Here is a 22,701-nt window from a genome sequence, read left to right on the forward strand (position 1 = left end):
CGGACAGATTAATCCGCCCGACCCCAACTATACTAAACTAATAACTTTTATTATACTAAAAAACTGCGGAGGTCTTCCAGCACCGCAGCCACCATTGGTTCCAGTGGTTTGATTGCCATAATATCCTTAGTATACATTTTTGATTTCACGCTGGGTGCTGAAAGTACATCCTGCCCCTTGGTCGAAAAATTACAGGCAATTTTCTCTGAAAAAACATCAAGGTTGGGCTCATCATAAAAGCCGTGAGCATATAGTGTCTTTTCAAACAATGCCAATTGCATCGCAGTTAACCTTGTTTTCAGTTTCAATGGATTTAGCTGGATATCCTGCGGGCGTTCGGTGAGTCCCTTGATAGTTGCATCGATCCATTTGGCCAGAGCCTCGTCCACTGGTTTTCTATCCTGATCGAATACCATTTTGGTAAGCAGGTTGACCTGGAACACCTTTGTTCTTTCACTTTTCAGGAGCGATTTTGCTTCCGCTCCGCCAAGACCTTCCATTTTAACAGAAAACAACTTGGTGCAATAGTTCTCAAACCTGACATGATTAAAACCCAGGCCTATCAGTAGATGCATCAGCTCGTAATTGTCCCTTGGAAGTTCCTCACCAATCTCATTGAACACCTTTTCATATTTCTTTAGGTACTTATAGTTGTGCCAGCGCATCTTTCCATCAAAGGTAAACTGATCAAAGGGTATTCCCATTATCAGTAAAAGCTGTTCGTCTATTCCAATTTTCTGGAGCCAATTCTTAAGGAACTGCCATTTTTCGCTATAGATCAACGACTGTTGTTTGCAGAAAAGTTTGGGAAGGCTTAGGGTTTCGGGTAATAACGGCTCAACCTGTGAGGTCAGATGATCCATCAAATCTAGGATTGCTTGCGCCACTGTGTTCTCCTCGCTCTTAGGATCGAAATGGCTATCACAGATTTCGCCCATCCGATACAAGTTGATCTGAAGAAAATTACTGATCTGCGTTTCATTTGATAGCTCCATCAATTGTTTTAACAGTACCCGCTCCAAACGTTTGAGTTCTGATTTCAATTTGATAAACGCTGTAGGGTCGGCTTGATCTTTAAGCAGGGTTTCCGATAATTCTTCGAGGTGTTCAAATTCGTAATTCATCTTTTGGGTAGATTGTTTTTTATCATTATCGTTCTCCTGTGCATATCGCCATGACCATTCCACTATTTTTTCTATCGCCATCAGTATATCGGCCCTGTCTTTTTCGCTATTGAGATCAATTCCACAGACCACGCCATTGATGGCTTTATGTTGCATGACCATGTAATAGCTTCCTCCCAATAGTAGGGCAATGATAGCCTTAAAGTTTACTCCGCTTTCCCTGAAGTAGGGCGTTGCTATTTTCAGTAGCTTTTCGCCTTCAACTTCCCTTTCATCGGATATGCTCCTCATCAGTGCACTTGCTTCCGAGATCTGCCAATGGATGATCTTCTGCATTTCCTCACTGGCGGAAAACACCTTGAAGTTCTCCTGCATTAACCCGACAAATAGCGCTTCAATTTCCTTGGCATCCGGATTATCCGAAAATCGAAAACGCTCAAAAAAAGGCTTCCAGTAATCCTTGTCCTGTATATAGGTTTTCAAGAGTCCATTCAAACTGCCAAAATGATATCGGATCAGGTTCTTATCCTTTCCAAGCAACCTCGCTATATTGTTTGTCCTGATTGCATTAAACCCCTGTTCGGTCAAGATCGTTCCTATAGCATCCAAAAATTTCCTTTTAGTTGCATCCGCATCCCTGACCTTATTGAGCCTTTTTTTTGTCAAACCGCTATTTCTCCAAGTGTGTTTTTTTGATTACCCATTCCCAGGCATTCAGTACCTTATCAAGTTGAGTATGGGTGTGCGTTGCCATTACGCTCATTCGAACTCTCGCATCTTTTCTAGAAACTGCGGGATAATTGATCTGGTTGGCATAAATTCCCGCTTCTAAAAGCAATCCGCAAATCTTTGCGTTCAAACTTATGTCCCCGATCTTTACAGGTATGATTGCCGACTGTGATATCCCCGTATCCAGTCCTAACGACTCAAGTCCGGTTTTCAAATATTCAATGTTGTCCCAGAGTTTATGCATCCATATCGGCTCTTCATCTACCAGATCGATAGCCTTTGAGATACATGCCGAAGCTGGTGAAAGCGTAGCGGAAAAAATATGCTGTCTTGCCTGAAATTTTAGAAAACCGACCAGTTCTGGACTTGCTACCAAATAGCCGCCAACATGGGCAAAGGTCTTGCTGAACGTTCCGGTAATGATGTCAACTTCCTTATACAGATTGTGCAGTTCAATAACACCCCTGCCTGTATCACCGATTACACCCGTACCATGTGCATCATCTACTACCAAATAGGCTCCGTAGTGTTTCGTCAACTGGATAATCTTATCGAGTGGTGCCAAATCGCCATCCTGAGAATATACGCCATCAATAATCACCATTCGAGTACGGTAATTATCCTTTGAAGTTTTTAATATCCTTTCCAAAGCCTCCAGATCATTGTGCAGAAAAGTCTTTACATTCGTATTTAGGCAACCTTCATAGACGCTTGCATGTACAGCCATGTCTAATATTGCAAGGTCTTCCTTTTTTAGCAATGCCTGAAGCGATGAACTGTTTGCCGTATAGCCTGTACTGAAAACAATTGCACTATCCCTTTTAAAGAATTTGGCAATTTTGTTCTCTATTTCCTGATGGAAAAGATAATGGCCGCCAATTGCGGGGGATGCACCAGCGCCAGAGCCATATTTTTCAATAGCAGCAATAGCCGTTGCCTTAACCTTTGGATGCTGGGTAAAACCGAGATAGTCGTTCGACACCAAACTCACAAAATTGCGATGGGGATTACTTGGCAGGTTAAGTTCGATCTCTGGGCCACACCCTGAAAGATTTTCCTGCCGATAATTAAACTGTCCATTTTTGCTTCGGTCAGTTACATACTCACCCCAAAGTTTTGCCCATCCATAGGGATCTAACCCCTCGATGTTCTCAAAGTCCTTAAAACTTGCTTTTTCAAAATCAATATTTTTCATGCTTATCCGTTTTTTAAGCAAGTTCGTTATGGTTTATACCCTTAGTGGGGAATTAAGGGTTTATTTGTAAATTTTATCGGTATTGTTGATTACTTAAAAGAAACATTGCCGGACATCCGTCCGACCAATGTTCATCATTAACTATTACCTAAACCTTTATATTATCTTGAAGGAGAAAGCTGACTTAATATCGGCAAGTGAGCTTGCTTACGAAATGTCAATTACATACAGGCAAATCTCTTACTCTTTTCGTTTCTAATTGCCAAGGATAATTTGAAGTTATTTGCGCAAGTACTTATCGATACATTATTTGATTACTCAGTCAAATCTTTAAAAACCAAATATTTAATCTTTCTTTTCTTAATCGACAAATCTATCCCTTTTGAAGCCAATAACTGTTTCAGCTCTTTATAACTGCGCATATTGCCTCTTATTTCCAAATCAAAATTACCTAGGATCCTTTCGGTATCGAAAACCAATGGCAAAGAGGGCAAACCTGTCAGATTGACAGTATCAGAAGGTAAGTGAAAGGTGCCTTTCACATCATTCATCGTCATTTTTTCAATTTGAAAAGCCTTTCGATTTTCCAATAGCTGACCCAAGTTCCAATAGATATTTTCAAAAGGCAGATTTATGACCTTTAGAATGGTGTCGCTAGCTAACTCCACTTCATTACTTCCTTCTGCATGTTTAGTTTTAAGCCTTGAGATATCGTTAAATTTCACCACATAACAATCGGTTTCGATTTCTTGTTCCGCTATACTAATATTGTATTTCATTAGCGAATAGTTACTTACGTCTCTTTTTGCAATATCTGGTACCATAGGCATAGCACTTAATGGAAGTGTTATCTCATAAATAAACATATTATTCCTATTCCACTGATCAAAAACATATTTATCTCGTGGAGAAAGCAGCTTATTCATCACTTTGCCTTCATAGATAATGCGATTATTGTTTAATGGCGAAAGATTATATCCTAGAAACCTTGGTACGGCCACGCCATAAATTGGACTAGGAAAATAAAATAACTCCGCCATTTGAGAAAGGGTGCGCGCAGCAATTCGCCGCGAAAAAACTCCATTAGCACTGTCAATTAAAAACAGATCCTTCTTGATATTCGCCACATAAGGGTAAAAAGCAGACGAAAAAGCTGGTTTGAACTTACTGGTTTTTAATATAAGATCAGGAAACTTATCTATCAGAAAATCATCCTTTAATTGCATCTGGACGGATTTACCCTTTAAATGATCAGCGATGTTCTTCTGGTTCGTGTTGTATCCGTTGGTGATTGCCACGACTTTACCATCGGCGATCCATACATGATGCGGAACAGAGCGATGTTTAAAAAACTCTCCCCACCGGCTGTCACCGCAGATCATCGGAAGATTTGCTATTGCAGCCTTAATCTCGTCGTTTTTAAAGTTTTTCAAAAACGCTTCAACCTTAGCCATCGATTCCTGTTCAGAAATGAGAATAATCTGTATCTCGTTCTTAAACGCCCTTTGGAGACTATCCATTTTTGGCATCGAGCCAAGACAGCTTCCACACCCAGTATTCCAAAAATCTAGGATTAATAATTTCCCTTTGAAATCGGAAATGCTTTGCTGCTGGGATGGAAGGTTCTTTACGTTTTTGAACAGAAAATCTGGTGCTTCATCACCAATATTTAGACCTGTAGTAGCAGTCGGCATCTGTGCGTTTACAATACTGTTTGTTATAAACAATACAAGCAATCCAATTTTAGATATTACTTTAATCATTTCGTTTTAATTTTGTGGCATCCCACTTGTTTCTATTATATCTGTTGGTAGCGGAAGCGCATAATATTTTGATTCTGGCAATAGCGTGTAAGTTTTTCCATCTATTATGCGTTTAAGAATTATCCCCATCCCTTCTTTATTATATCTCTTGATATCCCCAAAACGCACTCCACGTAGTAAAAGTTCCTTTCTGCGTTCATCTCTGATTTTCATAAGTGCATCCTGTTTGTCAATGGCCGAAAATGGAACGTATGCTACCGTATTTTTCCACCTAGTTTTCATCAATGTGTTGAGATCGTTCATTGCGCCGGATAAGTCACCCAGGGCAGCCTTGCTTTCGGCACTTGTAAGATATAGTTCGTCTGTAGCGAAACCGCCGAAACAAAAACTTGCACTTGCTGCATAACTCCCTTTGAACTGTTGGTAGGGTGCTGCAACCTTAAAAAATGCTATTTTTCTAAGGTCGTTGGCGTTGTAGCTTGAATAAAGTGTCGAATCAACCCGTGCCCTGGAAAGGTTTGTAATTCCAAAGCTCATAAAGAGTTCTGCATACCATATCGTTTCCTTATTAAATTTTTTTATTGGCACAGCACTGGTCAATGCGAGAAGATCGGTATCACCGTTAAAGTTCATTAGCTTGTTATTAAACTTTAATGCCTCTGCCGCATACTTTAATGCCATATCATATTTTCGCATATAGAGATAACATCTTGAAAGGAGCGCTGCAACTGCTCCCTTGGATGGCCTCATAAGATGTTGAGGGTAATCAGGTAATAAATTATAGGCTAATAGAGCATCATCAATAACCTGTTGATAACATTCTTTAACAGTGGCCCTTCGTGATTGCACATTGAAATCCGAAACGGTTCTAAGCGCAATGCCGAGTTCATTTCCAGAGGTCGCATCATCGTATGCAAGCCCATATTGACTTGTCAGCATAAGGAAATAATAGGCTCTAAAAAACAATGCTGTTCCCTTTGCATTATCCCAAAGCTGCGCATTGGAGCCGGTTCTTTCAATTTTACCCATTAGTTCCAAGGATAAATTGCAATTGTACACTGCGAGGTATCCGGTTTGCCAGTCGTTTCCAAACCGGTACTGGGTAGGCCTCCATGTATACGCTTCCTGTCCTGTTACACCAATCGCATTATATCCAGCTAAAGGTAAAAAGATGTCATCACTCGATGCATCTCCAAAGGATGGACATGTGCGAAGATTCATCGTAGTGGCATCATCAAGCAAGCCTTGAACATCGCTTAATGAAGATGGAACGACCAGTCTTGCATCCGACTTAACTTCAAGATATTTTTTGCAGCCAGCGAATATGCTGATTAGACAAATTGTTAATATCAATGTCTTATAATTTATTATTTTCCTTTTCATCTTGTTAAATGTATTTTATTTTAAAATGTACCCCTGATCCCAAAATTTACCTGCCTAGTTGGAGGAATGACACCTGCGTAATCTGGATCATAACCATATTTATTTGCCCTCCACAATACTCCAACATTTTGGACTCCGGAAAAAACCTCGAAATTCCGGAACGGAAATTTCCATTGAGCAGTATTTAGGGTATAGCCGAGCCTGACGTAATCCAGTCGCAAATGATTTCCGGAAATTATATTTATTTCTGATGCAGAATAGAAAGCATCACGAAGGGTTGAAACAGGATAAGTAAATGATGGAACATTTGTGAAGTTCTCATCTCCGGTTTTCTGCCATCTCTGTGAAAACTCTGAATTGCCCATTCCGTAGGCAATTAGGTTGGAATATATAATTGAAGGTTTCCTCACCTTATAGCCAAGTTTAAAATTCATGTTTATTGACAGGCTTACTCCCTTAAAAACAAACGTATTTATAAATGATCCAAAATATAACGGGCTTGACGACCCCATGTAAGTCATATTGTTGCCACTGTTAGTTGCCTCAGTTATCATTGCGCTGTAATTCGTACTTAACTGTCCGTTAAGATAACCCTGAGGATTGCCATTCGCATCAAGCCCGCCCCATTTGTAAGCAGCAAGAGAATACAGGGGAAAGCCTTCAAGCGGGCTTATCACATTATTTCCCGATAATAGAGCAATTATGCTTGGTGCGGCATTTCTGTAATACTTTTTGGTCTTGCTTAAATTATAACTAAAATACAAATCCGTGCCCCAGCTGAAATTGGGACCATTGAAGTTTTTGCTGTGTAAATCAAGGTCAATGCCCTTGCCAATCATATCCGCCACATTTCGAACAATTACATCCCTACCTCCCCATGCTGTATAGTCAAATCGAGCTGCTCCATATAGGTCAGTACCGTTTTTTATATACCAAGAAAAAGAGCCATTTAAAATTTGCCTTTTCAATTCAAAATCTAGCCGTAAACTCAGCTGGGATAATTGCTCCCATTTTAGATCAGGGTTATTAATGGCATTAATCCTTGTAATTGGAAAACCTGTAATGGTATTACTTGCGTAACCCCCAATTGGTGAGGCTGTTCTGGTCAAGTCGACATTACCACTATAGCCAAAAGTTCCTGTCAGTCTCAATACAGGCAACCAATTCAGATTGTAAAAGGACTCTTGGGAAATTTTCCAGCCCAAGCCAGTGGACCATAATGGTTTCCATTTATCATTAGTATTTGCACCAAAAATATTTGACCCATCTCTTCTGATGCTTCCAGAAAGAATATATCTCCCTTTATAACTATATGCAACGTTTCCGTATACACTAATAAAGCGGTATTCAGTTTTTGTTAATGTATTCGCTCCTCCTATCTGACTGGTATTGCCCGTTAGGTACTCTGGGTAGTAGCCTATCGGATCTACAAGGCTGGAATATAATGGATCATCCTGATACCCTAATTGCCTTGTTGCATTTCCAGACGTACTGGAGCTGCGTAGTTCCGTACCAGCAATCGCAGTTATACTGTGTGCCCCGAAAATTCCGTTATAGTTAAGTTGGGTTCGACCAGTTTGGGAACCTACATTGGATTCGTTCGAAGATAAAATCCCACCAATAGGAACTGGACGTGTTAAGACTCCACTTACTGTATTGTACTGAGTAAAAGTATTTATCAAATCCCGCGCGGCAAAACTGCTCCCATCGGACACATGGTCTTGATTAAACCTCTGACGTTGATTTTGGTAGCTCACAATAATGTTTAAACCCTCTAAAATCTGATATTTCAGGCTTATGTTCGCGAAGATCTCCTGAGAACTCTCTTTGAAATAGTCGTGTTTGTAATCTTCGGCTGGATAGTATTTCCAATCTAGAAGCCTACCTTTCGCTAGGGTATCAGTATAGTCCGAACGATACATTGTTGCTAAGCTGCCCTGGGAACTAAAATCCAGATAGGTCGGGTAACGCCCGCCAATTGTTAGTGAATTATAGGTAGGTCTTCCTGTTTTGCTTTCAGTATTTGTGAAGTAAATATTTGTAATTAGATCAAGATTTTTTAACAATTTAAAATCATTCGAAAAGTGGACATTTATCTTATCTCTATTGCTATAGGTTTCACCTTTAACATGGTCATAAGACCCTGAAAACAGATATGCATTTCGTTTTTCACCACCTCTTAGACTAAGGTTATACTGTTGGGTAATTGCATGGGTATAAAAATTATCCAAATAAGATTGCTGGGTATTGTTTTTTTGCAAACCCTGAATCTGTGCGGCTGCATCCGCGGTAGTAATTTTTCCATTGCGCTGAGCCAAGAATATTTCTACAGCAGGTGTAAGTGCGGCCCACGGAGTTGTAGTTATCCTATCGTTAAAATAACCAGCATCGAACAACTGTTTTTCCACGGTAATATAGTCGCTGCTTTCCATTTGCCCTATGGCATTGAGCTTTGGCATGGCTTGTATAATAACAGTAGGATTAAAGGATACCTGTATAGCCTGATTTGGCTTTCCTTTTTTGGTGGTCAACACAATCACACCGTTGCCCGCCCGTGACCCCCATATTGAAGCAGCGGCAGCATCTTTTAAAATTGAGACACCTTCAATATCATTAGGGTTTATATTGTTAATGTCTCCCTCATAAACAAACCCATCCAGGACAATCAGGGGGTCCAGTGGGCCGTCGATTGTTCCAAGTCCGCGTATTGTGATGTTTGTAGTATTCTGTGGATTGCCGTTATTTTTTCCTGTTTGTAATAATAGTCCACTACTCTGTCCAATTATACGGTCAAGGATATTAGTGCCAGAACGTGCGTTTAGAGATTTTTCGTTAATAAGGGAAACCGTTCCGTTTATTTCATTGACCTTGGCGGTTTGATAGCCTGTTGAGATCACGTTAACTTCATCTAAATCTTCAACGAATACTTCTAACGTAATAGTAATTAGCTGTTTTGCAGCTTTCATTTCTTTTATTTTATAACCCAGGGAAGTGACTTCTAATATGGAATCTTCAGGCACATTTTTAAGGACAAAAGCACCATTCTTATTAGTTGTAGTGAAGTTTGTGGTTCCTTTGACCTTAACTGAAGCTCCAAAAATAGGTTCGCCTTTTTCATCCAAAATTGTTCCCGACACATCGATATTTATGGAAGAATTATTAATAATTATCGGTTCGGACTTCTTACTAACCACTATAATCATTTTATCCTCCATAGAATAAGTGAATGGCTGACCTTCAAAACATTTATTCAGCACGTTTATCAAATCATCACTATTCACTAGAATAGTAACTGGCTTTGCAATTTTGATCTGGTCTTTGTTGATTACAAAGTCATAGCCACTTTGTTTCCTCAGTTCTTTAAAAATTTCGGTTAGTGGTGCGTTCTTTTTGGACAAAGAGATTTTTTGAGCATTTGCAGCTAAGGAAACCTGCAAAAATGCAATCAATAACATCAAACATGTCAGATTTATCCTCATAAGCCATTTTCTGATATTGGGATTCCATGCAATCTGCCACAAACTAGCTGTGGACTTTCGGATATAGCTGGTTACACCATACCCATTTGTATAGTAAAATTTATACATTTGTTTGTTTAGTTTAGTTGTTGAAATTGTGTTAGTAGCATTATTTATCCGATTAGCTAGACTTTTTGATCGGGGGCGCTTCCAACGCCTCCGTTCTTGTTCTGGCCAACCTCGAAAGTTTCTAAGGCATAACCAAAACCCTCCTTCCCTCAACTTTAAAATGAATCCCCTGGTTGATCTGTAGCGCTTTCAAAACCTGCGACAATTTCTTGGTTCGGGAAATTGTACTTACTACACCAGATGAATTTATATTCCCTTGATACTCGATCTCTACATCATACCATCTGGCAACTTGGCGCATCACCGCTTTAAGGTCTTCGCCAACAAAAACGAAATCGCCATTTTTCCAGCTCAACGCCTGATCAATGTCTGCATCGCCAACTCTTATGTTACCGCCCTTTAATGTTGCCTGTTGACCTGGTTTTAATATTTCCGAATTCTTATTGTTTAGATCAGAGACATTTACCGAACCTTCGAGCAGGGTTGTTTTTGTCTCTTGCTCATCAGCATAACTGTTTAAGTTAAAATGTGTACCCAATACCTTCAATTCCTGCTGTGCGGTCTTAACGATAAAAGGATGCTGTTTATCCTTTGCGACCTGAAAATAGGCTTCTCCCTGAAGTTCAACTCTTCTTTCTTTAAGCAAAACAAAAGAAACTGGGTATTTTAGCGATGATGCAGCGTTCATCCAAACATGCGTCCCATCGGGAAGTGCAATTTCATATCTACCGCCATTTGGTGTCTCGATCGTATTGTACTCTAATGGAGATGAAGAACCTGATTTATTTTCCGCTATGGTGTAGACCAATTGCCCATCAGCTGTTTTTGTAATCTGCACGCCAGTCTGTTCTGCAATAGTACCGTTGCCCGCATCGGTAAGTGCGATGCGTTTTCCATTGCCAAGAGTCAAGTAAGCTTTATTGCCAGCAGGGTTAATGTCTGCCACCTTAGCATTTGCCAGTTCAACCTTATCACGAGATTTCGAACTATAAAAATATAGGCTTAATCCAAAAACGGCAAAAAAGGAAGCAGCCACCGCAACCCTCGGCCAAAGCCTAGATACCTTCTTTTCTTCTGCACCAATAATGTGCATAAAGTTCTGATCAAGTTTTGCCAGATTTTCTTCCAACCCCTGATAGTTCTTATTCGACCTGACTTCGCTGATATACCAACTTTCCAGCATTGCCCTTTCCTCATTGGACAGGGTTCCGTTGTTGTAACGTTCGATCAGTGATTTAACATCTAGGTTTTCCATACGCGATAAAGGAAATTAATCCCCCTTTAAATCGTCAGACAGGTGAAGGTTCGAAATGGAGTAGAAAAATTTTAAAAAAAATAAAATAGCAGGATAGATAGGTTAATCTTCAGCCTCAAGATGCGAACGGCATTGCCGACCTGCTTCTTGACAGTGGTGTCGGAAATCCCCAATACCTTACCGATTTCCTTGTGGGAAAGGTCGGTATTACGACTGAGCAGAAACACTTCACGCATTTTCTTCGGCAGCGCTTCGATCTCTTTTTGGATAATCTGGTTCAGTTCCTTTTCCCTGATCAGGTTGTCGGTAAAAAACTCGCCCTTTTCAAAAAAGGTCTGGATGGATTTGGCATAACGGTCTGTGATGTTCTGGTGGGCGATGGCATTGAACACCCTATTCCGCACCGCTCCATAAAGATAATTATCAATAGATGAGGTCAGAGCAAATTGTGACCGCTTTTCCCATAGGTTGGTAAAAACCTCTTGGACAATATCAGTTGCCTGGTCTGCATCCTTGATTGTTCTCAGTGCATGAAGGTAAAGTGATGCTTTGAATTTGTTGTAAATGAAAGCAAACGTACCTTGATCTCCATCCCTTAAAAGGGATGCCAATTCCTGGTCGGTATGTTTGTTATACTCTGGCATTTTACTAACTGTCCCCTCTAATTTACTAAAAATCAGGGTCAATATTAAAAAATATTTTGCTATTAATTCCCCACTACTAAAATCTTCAGCAAAAAAGAAAGCGGAAATAGTTTCTATGGACTATTCCCGCTTATCTAAATTAACGCTCTCGTATATAAATACGCTATATAATTACATTTATTGCTCAGGCTCAAATTTATTGTAAAAAATCTGCCACTTTTGGTTTTGCTTTAAAAAAGGTAAATAGTTCCACAAATAAAAGTCCATTTCAAAAAAATATTAATTTGGAACGGCCACACTATAAAACTTTTTTATAAGAGCTATTTTCTCGCAATTCTATATAAAAAAAGCATCCAAATAACGAAAGCAACAATAAAAGCCGGAAGTGGATTTTTCATAGTTGTACCAGCTAGAAATGCTCCCGTTCCAATAATGCAAGTCAGAAAAAATAGAATAAGATTTTTCATGATGTTTAAAATTAAGATTTTCAATTATTAACTAAACCTATGTGGCTAAGAAATAATGCCAGGCAAGTGCTATTTAAATAGATTGTTATTCATTCATCTAAAAGTGCAATAACTTTCATCTGCAGCTCATCGACGATGCTCCAATCTTTATCTACATAGATGTCTGTCGTTTTTCGTCCATGATCCACGTGGTTCAATGCAAGCGCCACATCATCTTTACTCATTCGGCATTTATTTCTAGCCAAGTTACCGACTGTATGTCTCGCCCAATAGTAAGTGATGCCGTCAACTGAAATGAGTTTGCAGACTTCTTTCATTCCGCTACTTAATGCTTTATTTAACCCACCGATAGTAGAATACCTTTGAGAAAGATTATTCATATATTTCTTTAGCAATGGCTTGGCCTCTTTAACGATTTTTATGCTTATAAAGGCATTATCTTTTCGTTTGTCCTTGGTTTTTGATCGGTTGTATTCCAGCCTACTTTGAACAATATTTGTTTCATTTATTTGAAATAGGTCTACAGCATTTATCCCACACATATAAAATGACAGCATAAAAAGATCTCTAGCAAGTTCTGCTCTACTATTGCATTTGGGAATGCAATCCCTAATACTCTTAACCGTACTCACCTGAGTGTTTCTCTTCTTCGTTTCAGGCGCATCTACAATTTTAAACTCTTCAAAAGGATAATGCTCTATTCTTACTATCCCTAGACTTTTTTTATTGTATCTTTTGCGGGCATGATTAAAAAGTCCACGTAGATCACGCATATAATTGTGAATACTCGCATCTTTCAGAGGCTGTTGAATATTCGTAATTGGCTCATTATATTGATTTGGTCTTGTGATTATCCTCTCAGTTCGGAGAAACCTTTCCCAGTCGTACAGCATATCTAAATTTATCTCGTCAACAAGTACCTTTTCCCTTTTGAAAAAATCAATTATGCTGTTCTTAACTGTATTAAAATTGGCTGCGCTCTTATTTTTTTTTCCGTCTTTAAGCTCTTTTATATATTCATTACAGAATTTAATGAAGTCAATATCTTCATCATGTTTGGTTAAATAATTTTTGAGTTCATCAGAGTTGAATAATTTCAATCGATTGCCCAAACTGCTTATCGCTATCCTATAATCATCAAGTTGTGCATTTATCAACTTGTTTATGAAAGGATCCTTAATAATGAGTTCTGTTTTGTTTTCTGGATGTTTCTTTACCTGATTTTTCGAGACACAATGTTCTGTGTCGATGAATCTGAATTTGTCTTTGTGGAATACTCTAATCTTTACATTATAAGTTCCATCATTTTTGTAATGGTGTGCAAAAACTTTTGCTTCTACTGTTGCCATTCTTTTGTAGGTTTAAATGGGTTAACGGATACCGGAAGGCCTACACAGCAAGATTTTTTTGTAAAGGTTTTTGTAAAGGTTTTTCGAGAAGTTTGACATTTTTTAGTGTAAAACTTGACGAAGAACAGCAATTGAGAAACTGTTCGAGTGGGTAGGAGAATTCCTATATGCAAACAAAAACCCCATTCTATTGCTAGAAATGGGGTTTTTTGCGATTTTCGGACTTGAAAATCTGAGCTCCCTCTGCTGGGCTCGAACCAGCGACCCTCTGATTAACAGTCAGATGCTCTAACCAGCTGAGCTAAGAAGGAGTACTGTTTATTCCTAAAACGCCTTTTGGATAATATTGAGAACATTATCCCTCGTTCGTTTTGGGAATGCAATATTAGGGCTTTTAAATTATTTATGCAATATTTGCAGTGAAAAAAAATAAAATAATTTTAATTAGATAGATATGAGCCTGATAATCATAGGTACTGTGGCGTTCGATGCCATTGAAACACCTTTTGGAAAAACAGATAAAATTGTTGGTGGTGCCGCAACGTACGCAAGTTTAGCCGCTTCTTACTTTTATAATAAAACTAAAATTGTGGCCGTAGTAGGCGACGATTTCGGAAAAGACAACATCGAAATCTTAAATCAACACCGAGTTGATACCGAAGGTTTACAGATTAAAGCCGGCGAAAAATCTTTCTTCTGGAGTGGAAAATACCATAACGACATGAATAGTCGCGACACCTTAATTACTGAATTAAATGTACTAGAGCATTTCGACCCAATTATCCCAGAAAGCTACCAAGATTGCGAATATTTAATGTTAGGCAATTTAACCCCTCAAATTCAACGCACCGTTATCGAACGTTTAAAAAGTAGACCAAAACTAATTGTTCTCGATACCATGAATTTCTGGATGGATATTATGATGGACGATTTACTTGAAACCATTAAATTGGTAGATGTATTAACCATTAATGATTCTGAAGCTCGACAATTATCTGGAGAGTACTCATTGGTTAAAGCAGCAAACAAAATATTAACTATGGGGCCTAAATACCTAATCATTAAGAAAGGTGAACACGGCGCTTTATTGTTCCACGAAGATAAAATCTTTTCAGCACCCGCTTTGCCGTTAGCCGATGTATTTGACCCAACTGGTGCAGGCGATACGTTCGCAGGTGGCTTTATCGGTTATTTAGCACAAGTAGGTACCGTGAATTTTAACAATATGAAAAATGCATTAATCTACGGCTCCGCATTGGCATCTTTCTGTGTAGAGAAATTTGGAATAGAACGATTGTTGGAATTAGATAAAGCAACAATTGCCAATCGTTTACAACAATTCGTTAACTTAAGTAGTTTCGAGATTACGCAAGATTAAATACCTAAGGCCCTGATAAAAATCAGGGCCTTACTGTTATCCCTTATTTTTGGCCTTCCTTTTAAAATAATCAAAAGCACCGGTGCACCACAATGCACCAAAAATAAGCACAGGTTGAAAAAATAACCTAATTAAACGAGCGCTATCCGAATTCAAGCCAAACGCATCAGTACCATTGAGATATTGAGCAACATTACCTGGAAAAATCAGCATATAAAAAAGGGCAAGTGCCATACCAATCCGTACCTTTTGTGTGGCCCAAAATAGCATAGCTAATCCAAGCGTTATTTCAACTATCCCTGAAAGTAGTACAACACTATCTTTGCTCATAGGTACCCAGTTTGGCACTTGAGCCTGAAATGCCTCCCGCTGAAAGGTAAAATGCCCAATTGCTGCCGAGATCATAAAAATGCCTAAGAGAATTCTTACCACATTTTGAATTAAATTCGTCTTAATATTATCCATTTATAAATATAAGCATTAAATATGTGCTAGAAATCTCATTTTTCATAGATATTTTAGATAAGTAATAAGGTAATTTTTTAAATAATAAGACAAAATAGGATTGATTTTGTTATTTTCGCCGCCCCCACAACATTTTATGAAGCGTTTTTTATACGGAATTGACTTTGGAACTACCAATTCGGCACTAGCCATATACGATGAGGATGCACAAAAAATCCACAGCACTATCATCATTCCTTCTCTCATTTATTTTTATCATCAACTACGTGGATCTAATGAAAAAAATCATGTAGTGGGCGAAGACGCGATTGCCGCATATCTTAAGGATGGCATGAAAGGGCGTTTTATTAAATCGATTAAACAAATTCTATCGAGAAGTAGCTTCACCGAAACGAGAATCCATAATAAGCGCTACAATGCTTCCGACTTGGTAGCCATCATTTTGAAAGAATTAAAAAGTAGGGCCGATGAAATAATAGGACAAGATTGCACAAAAGCAGTAATTGGCAGGCCCGTATTTTTTGATGATGATAATGTAAAAAAAGATACACTAGCACAGCTTAGGTTAAATAAAGCAGCCGAATTAGCCGGTTTCACGGAAGTTCGCTTTCAGTTTGAGCCAATTGGTGCTGCTTTTGCTTACGAAAAAACATTATCAAAAAAAGAAAACGTATTGGTAGCCGATCTTGGTGGAGGCACAACCGACTTTACGTATTTAGTGCTCGATCCGGCAAAAGTGGGAAGTTTAAACCGCAAAAATGATATGATGGCCACTGGCGGAATTTATGTTGGCGGCGATAGTTTCGATTCTGCATTTATGTGGGAAAAAGGCACTCCCTATTTTGGAAAACATACCACTTATGAAGCCACACCGGGCAAAGTTTTAACCGTTCCAAAATCACTTTTTGTAAACATCTGCTCATGGGAGCAAATGAATTTCTTTAATGGGCAACGCATTAAAAAAGACATTGAAGAATACTATTACTTCTCGGGGAACGATCCAAAATTTAAAAACCTGATCACCTTAATCGAAAACAATTTAGGATATTCCGTATTTCAGTCGATCGAAAAAACTAAGATCACCCTGTCGAAAGCCAATTATTCGAAATTTAGCTACAGAAAAGCGGACATCCGAATTGAAGAAGAAATTTCATTGTCAGATTATGAACAAATCATCAAAAAAGATGTAGATCGCATTTCGGCTTACTTAAACGAATTTATGTTGCAAAATAAAATTGAGGCGAAAAACATCGATAGCCTATTCCTAACCGGAGGAACATCGATGGTGGCGAGCATTCAAAAATTATTTAGGAACAAATTCCCTCATATTACCTTGAATTCTGGAGATAATTTTAAAAGTGTAGCTAAAGGTTTGGCATATAGCGGGTATTTATTTGAAGGATAACTAATCAGCTAATTTTTACAAGCGAACCAATCACTTTAAATTTTTCAAATACAGCATCGGTGTGGGGCGCATCCACTAATTCGTCAGTTAAATCTTGCCCTGCCCAATGTTCGTAGTGTTTACCATTTCTCCATAATCTACTACTCCCAACATCATAGATTAAACCTTTATACGCAATCCAAATTTGAGGCTTATCTTGCCCATTGCGCAAGGCAAGCTGTTGCTTCGTATAACTAGGTAAATCCATTACTTGGCTCGCCTGCTTTTAAATACCTCCATAAAATAAACACCTAGCAATAGCATCCCCATCATATAGAAGTAGTTTTCGAATGGAATATTTAAAAAGTTTACATCTATGGTTTCGGCTGCATTATAACTAATGATAGGCACATTACACAATATGCCATAACTAATGTAAAAAGGAATTAAACACACGATAAAAGCACGATAAAAACGATACATAAACCGAAGCTGGTTTTTATACTCAATATATAACATCAATAAAAACAGAAGTACAAATGTTGTAGCTGTATACCATTTAGTATAGGCAAAAAACAAAATTGCTACCATAATGCCTAAAAGTAAGTGGCTTAACGATAAGCTGTATTTCTGTAAATCGTTTTTAGGAAATTTAGCATTTAAATAATTATAGATCCCTAAGCCTGCAAAGCTAGATGTGAAGTAAAACAAATACATTTCTAGTGGAAGCTGTCTATAGGTAATGCCTAATAAATAAACTGGATTAAACGTCCAGACCTTGAGGCCTGCAAAAAACACACCTGTTTCAGAGAAAATAACGGTTACGATTAGTGAAGGGATAATCACCGAGCGAATGTTATCTTTTACGAACACTTTTTTATCTGTTGCTAATGCAATTGGAATCAGGACAAGGAATACGTTTAGATAAAGAAAAATGTGAGTCATCCCCAAAAGTAAGAAAGACTTACGAAGTTTTTATGTACAATACTATAAACTTCGTAAGTCTTAAATAGAAAAAGGCTTCCTCATCTTAATATCGGGAAGCCTTTTATAACAAGTATGCACCAAGGTCTTAGCGTGAGGCTAAATTCTTGGTGACCTGTGAAATTTTTAGTCGGTAGCAGTCATATCTTTAGCGTATGTTTTTAAGTATTTTTTTAGGATGCCCCTAGCCACATGAATACGCGTTTTTACCGTTCCAATTGGAATATCTAATTCTTCCGCAATCTCGTGGTATTTAAAGCCTTCGAAATATTTAATAAATGGCACATAATATTCAGGCTGTAAAGTAGCCAATGCTTTATGGATATCGCCCATAACAAACTTACTTTCAACTGCATTTCTGCTTGCACTATAGTGTAAATTAGCTGAAGAAATGTCGTCTGATTGGGTAATCAAGGTGTTGGTTTTAACCATACGTCTATAATTATTAATGAACGTATTTCTCATTATCGTAAATAACCACCCTTTAAGATTAGTTCCTTCTTTAAATTTGCTGTAATACGTAACCGCTTTTAACATCGTATCTTGTACCAAGTCGTTGGCATCTTCGACATCTTTTGTAAAATTTAAAGCGAATGACTGTAAAGAACCAGAATAATCATGCAATTGGTGGTTAAATTGTAACTGTGTCATAGTTTTTTGTTTAAGTTTTAAAAAGAAATAGAATTACTAAACACTATACAACTTTAATACCAAAAAAATTATTGATTTAATTTTGAGTTAAAAACTAGCTTTAAACTACAATAGAGTGCGTTGTTAAAAAATGTTAACCTCTCTACTTAGGGCCACATCAAATTTGGCATACACCGAATTAATAATTTGTTCTGAAAAATCATACACCTCCTGTCCGCTTGCGTAGCCATGATTAACTAAAACTAATGCTTGATTCTTCCATGTTCCCGTTTGCCCCACCACTTTCCCTTTAAAACCACATTGTTCAATTAACCAACCTGCTGCCAACTTAATTTTTCCATCAGGAGTTGGATAATGAACCACATCGGGGAATTTTGCGACTAAAGCTTCGAATTGTTCCTTTTCAATTACTGGATTTTTGAAAAAACTTCCCGCATTTCCTATTGTGCTTGGATCAGGCAACTTGCTCACCCTTATTGCAGCTACTACATCAGAAACATCAGCTATGCTAGGGTGTTCTATATTTCGTTTTTCGAGTTCATTAGCAATGGCCCCGTATTGGGTACGAATAACTGCTTTTTTATTCAGATTGAAAGTTACTGAGGTGATAACATATTTGCCCTTTAGTTCATTTTTAAATACACTTTCTCTGTATCCAAAGTTACAATCTGCATAAGTAAATGTTTTAATCTCGCCTGTGGCGATTTCAAAAGCCTCGCACGATTTAAATACATCCTTAAGTTCTACGCCATACGCACCAATGTTTTGAATAGGCGATGCACCCACCGTTCCTGGAATTAAGGTTAGATTTTCCAAGCCTGCAAATCCATTTTTAACGCAGAACATCACTAAATGGTTCCAAACTACACCAGCACCAGCAGTTACGCATACTTCATCACCAACTTCAACATAATGTATTCCAGGAATACTTATTTTAATAACAAGACCGTTAAAATCCTTCGTAAAAAGCACATTACTTCCGCCACCAAGCACTAAAATATCTTGATCTTTAGGATTAATTTTCCCAAATACTTCTTTTAAATCAGATTCTTTTTTAATCTCAACGAAACCATCTGCTTTAGCATCGATGCTAAATGTATTGTAAGGTTTTAGGGATATGTTTTCTTGAAAAAGTGACATTTTAGAAAATCTTTGAACAAAGGTACTACTTACATCCCACTCTCTTCATGTAAAATCTTCTCAATTCTTTTATCCGGCACCAACCAAACTAAAGCCACTAGAACATATAGACCTCCGGCAATCCAAACTTGAAAAAAAGATAGCCCAATAGCTAATGCATAACAAGCCACAGATAACTTGCCTTTAAACCCACTCCCAACCGCTTTCGCTAAAATAGATTCATTTCCATGATGCTTAATTAATAATCTGGTTAAAATACTGTAGGCAATCCCATTCATCAATAAAACAAAACCATACCATGCAACTGGCGCAGCAGCAAAATGATTTTCACCCATCCAGGCTGTGGCAAAAGGTACCATAGACAACCAAAAAAGTAAATGCATATTGGCCCAAAGCACGGCACCATTTACTTTATTAACTACGGTAAACATGTGGTGATGATTATTCCAATAAATACCAACATACACAAAACTAAGGATATAGCTTAAAAACACATACTTTAATTCGAACAAGTCTTTAAACTCACTCGAGTGCGGCACTTTAAGTTCTAAAACCATAATAGTGATGATAATGGCAATTACACCATCACTAAATGCTTCAATTCTTCCTTTTTTCATTGTCGGGTTGTGGGTTGTGAGTTGTGGGTTATGGGTTTAGGCGCTTTAACCTCTCCATAGCCGAAGATAAAATAAATCTTTCATTTATTAAATGATTGGCCAACGATGTTATGAATCTACCTCCGCAACTCACAACTCCTTTCGCCTGCTAAAATCCTCATTTCACCGATAAAGTCTATAGCCTAATCAAGTATTTATCTTCTTTTGTAACACGATTTAATCATAAAGACGCCTAAATGGATTAACATAGTAAAATTTATTCCAATGAAGACACACAAAGAACAATCCAGAACAATTAAACCAACTATTGGTGATGATTCACAATTAGATGTCGAATTTAAAGACGGTAAGCTAATTCATATGAGCATCATAAATAGTAATGACGAATGCCAACTCAACGCTTCAAATACAGAATACAGAGATGAATTAGGTAGAAGTGATTTAAATAATGAATTCGACATTAACTTCCTTAATGGTGAGCTACAGCTTACGGCTAAAAAACTAAGTTTAGCCGATGAAATTAAAATATTAATCAGGAAACTTTGGAATTGAAAAAAGTTTCCATAGTTTTGCGTCCGAATTCGATAGAAGTAAAAGAAGGGTGTAAAATAGTGGAAGTAAAAGAATACATAGTTGAAGAGGCGGATAAACTTTTTTGCCAGTTTGGTTTTAAAAGTGTAACCATGGATGATATTGCCAAACATTTAGGCATGTCGAAGAAAACTATTTATCAGCATTTTAGTGATAAAGATGAATTAGTTAATATTTTAATTCAAGAAAAACTGAGTGCACAAGATTGTGCGATGGACTTTTGTGCTTCAAAAGCTCAAGATGCCGTAGAGGAACTTTTTTTTGCAATAACGAATATTCACGAGCTATTATCGAGCATGAACCCAAAGCTTTTTTACGATTTACAAAAGTACCATCCAAAAGCATGGCTTACCTTTAAAGCTTTCAAAGAAGAAAATTTAGGAAAATGCATTCAATTAAATCTCGAACGTGGAATTAAAGAAGGGCTTTACCGAAACGAGATTAAAACGGATATTTTGGCGCAAATGCGATTAGAACAAGTAGATTTACTCTTTAGTCAAACTAACCACTACACGATGGATAAATATAACCTCGTACAAGTAATGGTAGAAATAACCGAACATTTCCTTTATGGGGTATGCAATCTAAAAGGATTAGAAAAAATTAATCAATACAAAAAACAAGCAACACAAGCATAATATATGAAACATTACGTCTACATTCTACTCTTTTGCTTAAGCTGGGCAATTCCCACTAAAGCACAACAAAAAGATACCGTCGCCACTTTTACCTTAAACCAAGCCATCAGCTATGCACAAAAACATCAAAATAGCATTTTAAATGCACAGATCGATGAGCAGATTGCCAAAAATACGGTAAAACAAACCATCGGTATTGGGCTACCTCAACTTAGCGGTAATGCTAGCTTCCAGGACTATATTAAAATACCTACAAGTTTATTACCTGGGGAGGTTTTTGGCGCTCCTGGCACACAAATCCCTGTGCAATTCGGCGTTAAATATAACTCTTCATTTGGTTTAGAGCTTAATCAATTGGTATTCGATGGAACTTACCTCGTTGGATTAAAAGCTTCTCGAACGTATAAAGAATTATCTACTAAAAACACCAAACGTTCGCGTATCGAAACTGCAGTAGCGGTTACTAAAGCCTATTATTCGGTATTGGTTAGCAACGAGCAACTTAGCTTATTAGATGCCAATTTAGATCGTTTAAAAAAATCGCTTAACGATACTGAGCAACTCTTTAAAAACGGCTTTGTAGAAAAAATCGATGTAGATCGTTTAACGGTTCTAAACAACAATTTAATCACAGAACGTGAAAATGTAATCCGACTACTCGCTTTAAACAAAGATTTATTAAAGTTTCAAATGGGGATGACCATTGGAAGCGAATTATCGTTAACTGATCAAATTAGCACCGTTTCAGTTTATGACAATGTAGTTTTGGCAAATGATACCAATGCATATCGTAAAAGAATTGAGTTTTCTTTGTTAGAAACTCAAAAAGCATTGAATGATTTGGATGTGAAGCGTTATAAAAGTGCTTTTTTACCTTCATTATCGGCATTTGGAAGTACTTCTAACAACTTTCAAAGCAATAGTTTTGGCGACCTTTACGATAAACGTTTCCCAACAACAGTAATTGGCTTACGATTAGCCGTCCCAATTATCTCAGGTGGAATAAAAAAATACCAGTTAGCAAATGCGAAGTTAGCCGTTTTAAAAACGGAAAATGACTTGTTTAATTTGCAGAATACCATAAACTTAGACATTAAACAAGCACAAACTACCTATAAAAACGGACAGCAATCGTTAGAAAATCAACGTAGAAATATGGACTTGGCAAAAGAAGTTTTACGTGTTACCAAAATAAAATACGAACAAGGTGTAGGATCTAGCCTGGAAGTTACAACGGCAGAAACCTCCCTTAAAGAAGCTCAAAACAATTACATCAGTGCATTATACGACATGCTTATTAACAAAGTAAATCTCGATAAAGCATTAGGAAACATCAATTATTAAACCTTACAAAAAA

Annotated in this window: 19 protein-coding genes and 1 tRNA gene; 5 read left to right on the forward strand and 15 right to left on the reverse strand. The window is 37.7% G+C overall.

Annotated features, from left to right (window positions below; translation table 11 throughout):
- Positions 1 to 50: 50 nt before the first annotated feature.
- From WG904_RS02425 to WG904_RS02465, 9 genes are all read right to left on the reverse strand, one after another.
- Positions 51 to 1,790: a TetR/AcrR family transcriptional regulator gene (locus WG904_RS02425; RefSeq protein WP_339577687.1), complete on the reverse strand. Its 1,740-nt coding sequence runs from the start codon at positions 1,788 to 1,790 to the stop codon at positions 51 to 53.
- A 4-nt stretch (positions 1,791 to 1,794) separates the two neighbouring features.
- On the reverse strand, positions 1,795 to 3,048 hold the full coding sequence (locus WG904_RS02430) for an aminotransferase class I/II-fold pyridoxal phosphate-dependent enzyme (RefSeq protein ID WP_339577688.1): 1,254 nt from the start codon (positions 3,046 to 3,048) through the stop codon (positions 1,795 to 1,797).
- 314 nt (positions 3,049 to 3,362) lie between these two features.
- Positions 3,363 to 4,811, reverse strand: a complete 1,449-nt coding sequence (locus WG904_RS02435; RefSeq protein ID WP_339577689.1) for a TlpA family protein disulfide reductase — start codon at positions 4,809 to 4,811, stop codon at positions 3,363 to 3,365.
- A 6-nt stretch (positions 4,812 to 4,817) separates the two neighbouring features.
- A complete protein-coding gene (locus WG904_RS02440; protein WP_339577690.1) occupies positions 4,818 to 6,194 on the reverse strand; it encodes a RagB/SusD family nutrient uptake outer membrane protein in 1,377 nt (458 codons plus the stop codon).
- A gap of 20 nt (positions 6,195 to 6,214) precedes the next feature.
- The gene (locus WG904_RS02445) at positions 6,215 to 9,649 is read right to left on the reverse strand and encodes a SusC/RagA family TonB-linked outer membrane protein (protein ID WP_339578608.1); all 3,435 of its coding nucleotides are present in this window, start codon (positions 9,647 to 9,649) and stop codon (positions 6,215 to 6,217) included.
- Positions 9,650 to 9,902: 253 nt separating this feature from the next.
- A complete protein-coding gene (locus WG904_RS02450) occupies positions 9,903 to 11,036 on the reverse strand; it encodes a FecR family protein (RefSeq protein ID WP_339577691.1) in 1,134 nt (377 codons plus the stop codon).
- A gap of 71 nt (positions 11,037 to 11,107) precedes the next feature.
- Positions 11,108 to 11,680, reverse strand: a complete 573-nt coding sequence (locus WG904_RS02455; RefSeq protein ID WP_339577692.1) for an RNA polymerase sigma factor — start codon at positions 11,678 to 11,680, stop codon at positions 11,108 to 11,110.
- A 556-nt stretch (positions 11,681 to 12,236) separates the two neighbouring features.
- Positions 12,237 to 13,496, reverse strand: coding sequence for a site-specific integrase (locus tag WG904_RS02460; RefSeq protein WP_339577693.1), 1,260 nt, complete (start codon positions 13,494 to 13,496; stop codon positions 12,237 to 12,239).
- Between the two features lie 237 nt (positions 13,497 to 13,733).
- Positions 13,734 to 13,807: transfer RNA gene (locus WG904_RS02465), tRNA-Asn, on the reverse strand.
- Positions 13,808 to 13,950: 143 nt separating this feature from the next.
- Between WG904_RS02465 and WG904_RS02470 the strand changes: the two genes are divergently transcribed.
- Positions 13,951 to 14,874, forward strand: coding sequence for a PfkB family carbohydrate kinase (locus WG904_RS02470; RefSeq protein ID WP_339577694.1), 924 nt, complete (start codon positions 13,951 to 13,953; stop codon positions 14,872 to 14,874).
- Positions 14,875 to 14,910: 36 nt separating this feature from the next.
- Here the strand turns inward: WG904_RS02470 and WG904_RS02475 are convergent, their stop codons facing one another.
- On the reverse strand, positions 14,911 to 15,339 hold the full coding sequence (locus WG904_RS02475) for a DoxX family protein (RefSeq protein WP_339577695.1): 429 nt from the start codon (positions 15,337 to 15,339) through the stop codon (positions 14,911 to 14,913).
- A gap of 136 nt (positions 15,340 to 15,475) precedes the next feature.
- Between WG904_RS02475 and WG904_RS02480 the strand changes: the two genes are divergently transcribed.
- A complete protein-coding gene (locus WG904_RS02480) occupies positions 15,476 to 16,744 on the forward strand; it encodes an Hsp70 family protein (RefSeq protein WP_339577696.1) in 1,269 nt (422 codons plus the stop codon).
- A gap of 4 nt (positions 16,745 to 16,748) precedes the next feature.
- On the opposite strand, the gene WG904_RS02485 is transcribed toward WG904_RS02480, so the two are convergent.
- From WG904_RS02485 to WG904_RS02505, 5 genes are all read right to left on the reverse strand, one after another.
- Complete coding sequence (locus tag WG904_RS02485; RefSeq protein ID WP_339577697.1) at positions 16,749 to 16,991, reverse strand: cytochrome b5 domain-containing protein; 243 nt, start codon at positions 16,989 to 16,991, stop codon at positions 16,749 to 16,751.
- Positions 16,991 to 17,668 (reverse strand): lycopene cyclase domain-containing protein, encoded by a 678-nt coding sequence (locus tag WG904_RS02490; RefSeq protein WP_339577698.1) that lies wholly within the window; start codon positions 17,666 to 17,668, stop codon positions 16,991 to 16,993. The genes WG904_RS02485 and WG904_RS02490 overlap by 1 nt, the downstream gene beginning before the upstream one ends.
- A gap of 165 nt (positions 17,669 to 17,833) precedes the next feature.
- A complete protein-coding gene (locus WG904_RS02495; RefSeq protein ID WP_339577699.1) occupies positions 17,834 to 18,358 on the reverse strand; it encodes an RNA polymerase sigma factor in 525 nt (174 codons plus the stop codon).
- Positions 18,359 to 18,481: 123 nt separating this feature from the next.
- Positions 18,482 to 19,498 (reverse strand): UDP-N-acetylmuramate dehydrogenase, encoded by a 1,017-nt coding sequence (gene murB / locus WG904_RS02500; RefSeq protein ID WP_339577700.1) that lies wholly within the window; start codon positions 19,496 to 19,498, stop codon positions 18,482 to 18,484.
- Between the two features lie 29 nt (positions 19,499 to 19,527).
- A complete protein-coding gene (locus WG904_RS02505; protein WP_339577701.1) occupies positions 19,528 to 20,115 on the reverse strand; it encodes a TMEM175 family protein in 588 nt (195 codons plus the stop codon).
- Between the two features lie 264 nt (positions 20,116 to 20,379).
- Here WG904_RS02505 and WG904_RS02510 point away from each other — a divergent pair, with 264 nt between their 5' ends.
- Genes WG904_RS02510 through WG904_RS02520 form a run of 3 tightly spaced genes read left to right on the forward strand, consistent with a single transcriptional unit; the run spans position 20,380 to position 22,688 of the window.
- Entirely contained in the window at positions 20,380 to 20,667 is a 288-nt protein-coding gene (locus tag WG904_RS02510; RefSeq protein WP_339577702.1) for a hypothetical protein, read from the forward strand.
- Positions 20,658 to 21,344 carry a TetR/AcrR family transcriptional regulator gene (locus WG904_RS02515; protein WP_339577703.1) on the forward strand — a complete coding sequence of 229 codons (687 nt, stop codon included), beginning with the start codon at positions 20,658 to 20,660 and terminating at the stop codon, positions 21,342 to 21,344. Before WG904_RS02510 ends, WG904_RS02515 begins: the two co-directional genes overlap by 10 nt.
- Before the next feature lie 3 nt (positions 21,345 to 21,347).
- Complete coding sequence (locus WG904_RS02520) at positions 21,348 to 22,688, forward strand: TolC family protein (protein WP_339577704.1); 1,341 nt, start codon at positions 21,348 to 21,350, stop codon at positions 22,686 to 22,688.
- The last annotated feature ends 13 nt before the right edge of the window (positions 22,689 to 22,701 follow it).

Source organism: Pedobacter anseongensis, from assembly GCF_037482965.1.
GTDB lineage: Bacteria > Bacteroidota > Bacteroidia > Sphingobacteriales > Sphingobacteriaceae > Pedobacter > Pedobacter anseongensis.

Coding starts and splice junctions, on each gene's coding strand:
- WG904_RS02480 (WP_339577696.1), top strand. CDS start 15,476: ATGAAGCGTTTTTTATACGGAATTGACTTTGGAACTACCAATTCGGCA.
- WG904_RS02485 (WP_339577697.1), bottom strand. CDS start 16,991: ATGGATTTACCTAGTTATACGAAGCAACAGCTTGCCTTGCGCAATGGG.
- WG904_RS02435 (WP_339577689.1), bottom strand. CDS start 4,811: ATGATTAAAGTAATATCTAAAATTGGATTGCTTGTATTGTTTATAACA.
- WG904_RS02430 (WP_339577688.1), bottom strand. CDS start 3,048: ATGAAAAATATTGATTTTGAAAAAGCAAGTTTTAAGGACTTTGAGAAC.
- WG904_RS02470 (WP_339577694.1), top strand. CDS start 13,951: ATGAGCCTGATAATCATAGGTACTGTGGCGTTCGATGCCATTGAAACA.
- WG904_RS02440 (WP_339577690.1), bottom strand. CDS start 6,194: ATGAAAAGGAAAATAATAAATTATAAGACATTGATATTAACAATTTGT.
- WG904_RS02490 (WP_339577698.1), bottom strand. CDS start 17,668: ATGACTCACATTTTTCTTTATCTAAACGTATTCCTTGTCCTGATTCCA.
- WG904_RS02445 (WP_339578608.1), bottom strand. CDS start 9,649: ATGTTATTGATTGCATTTTTGCAGGTTTCCTTAGCTGCAAATGCTCAA.
- WG904_RS02520 (WP_339577704.1), top strand. CDS start 21,348: ATGAAACATTACGTCTACATTCTACTCTTTTGCTTAAGCTGGGCAATT.
- WG904_RS02510 (WP_339577702.1), top strand. CDS start 20,380: ATGAAGACACACAAAGAACAATCCAGAACAATTAAACCAACTATTGGT.
- murB (WP_339577700.1), bottom strand. CDS start 19,498: ATGTCACTTTTTCAAGAAAACATATCCCTAAAACCTTACAATACATTT.
- WG904_RS02475 (WP_339577695.1), bottom strand. CDS start 15,339: ATGGATAATATTAAGACGAATTTAATTCAAAATGTGGTAAGAATTCTC.
- WG904_RS02460 (WP_339577693.1), bottom strand. CDS start 13,496: ATGGCAACAGTAGAAGCAAAAGTTTTTGCACACCATTACAAAAATGAT.
- WG904_RS02455 (WP_339577692.1), bottom strand. CDS start 11,680: ATGCCAGAGTATAACAAACATACCGACCAGGAATTGGCATCCCTTTTA.
- WG904_RS02450 (WP_339577691.1), bottom strand. CDS start 11,036: ATGGAAAACCTAGATGTTAAATCACTGATCGAACGTTACAACAACGGA.
- WG904_RS02505 (WP_339577701.1), bottom strand. CDS start 20,115: ATGAAAAAAGGAAGAATTGAAGCATTTAGTGATGGTGTAATTGCCATT.
- WG904_RS02495 (WP_339577699.1), bottom strand. CDS start 18,358: ATGACACAGTTACAATTTAACCACCAATTGCATGATTATTCTGGTTCT.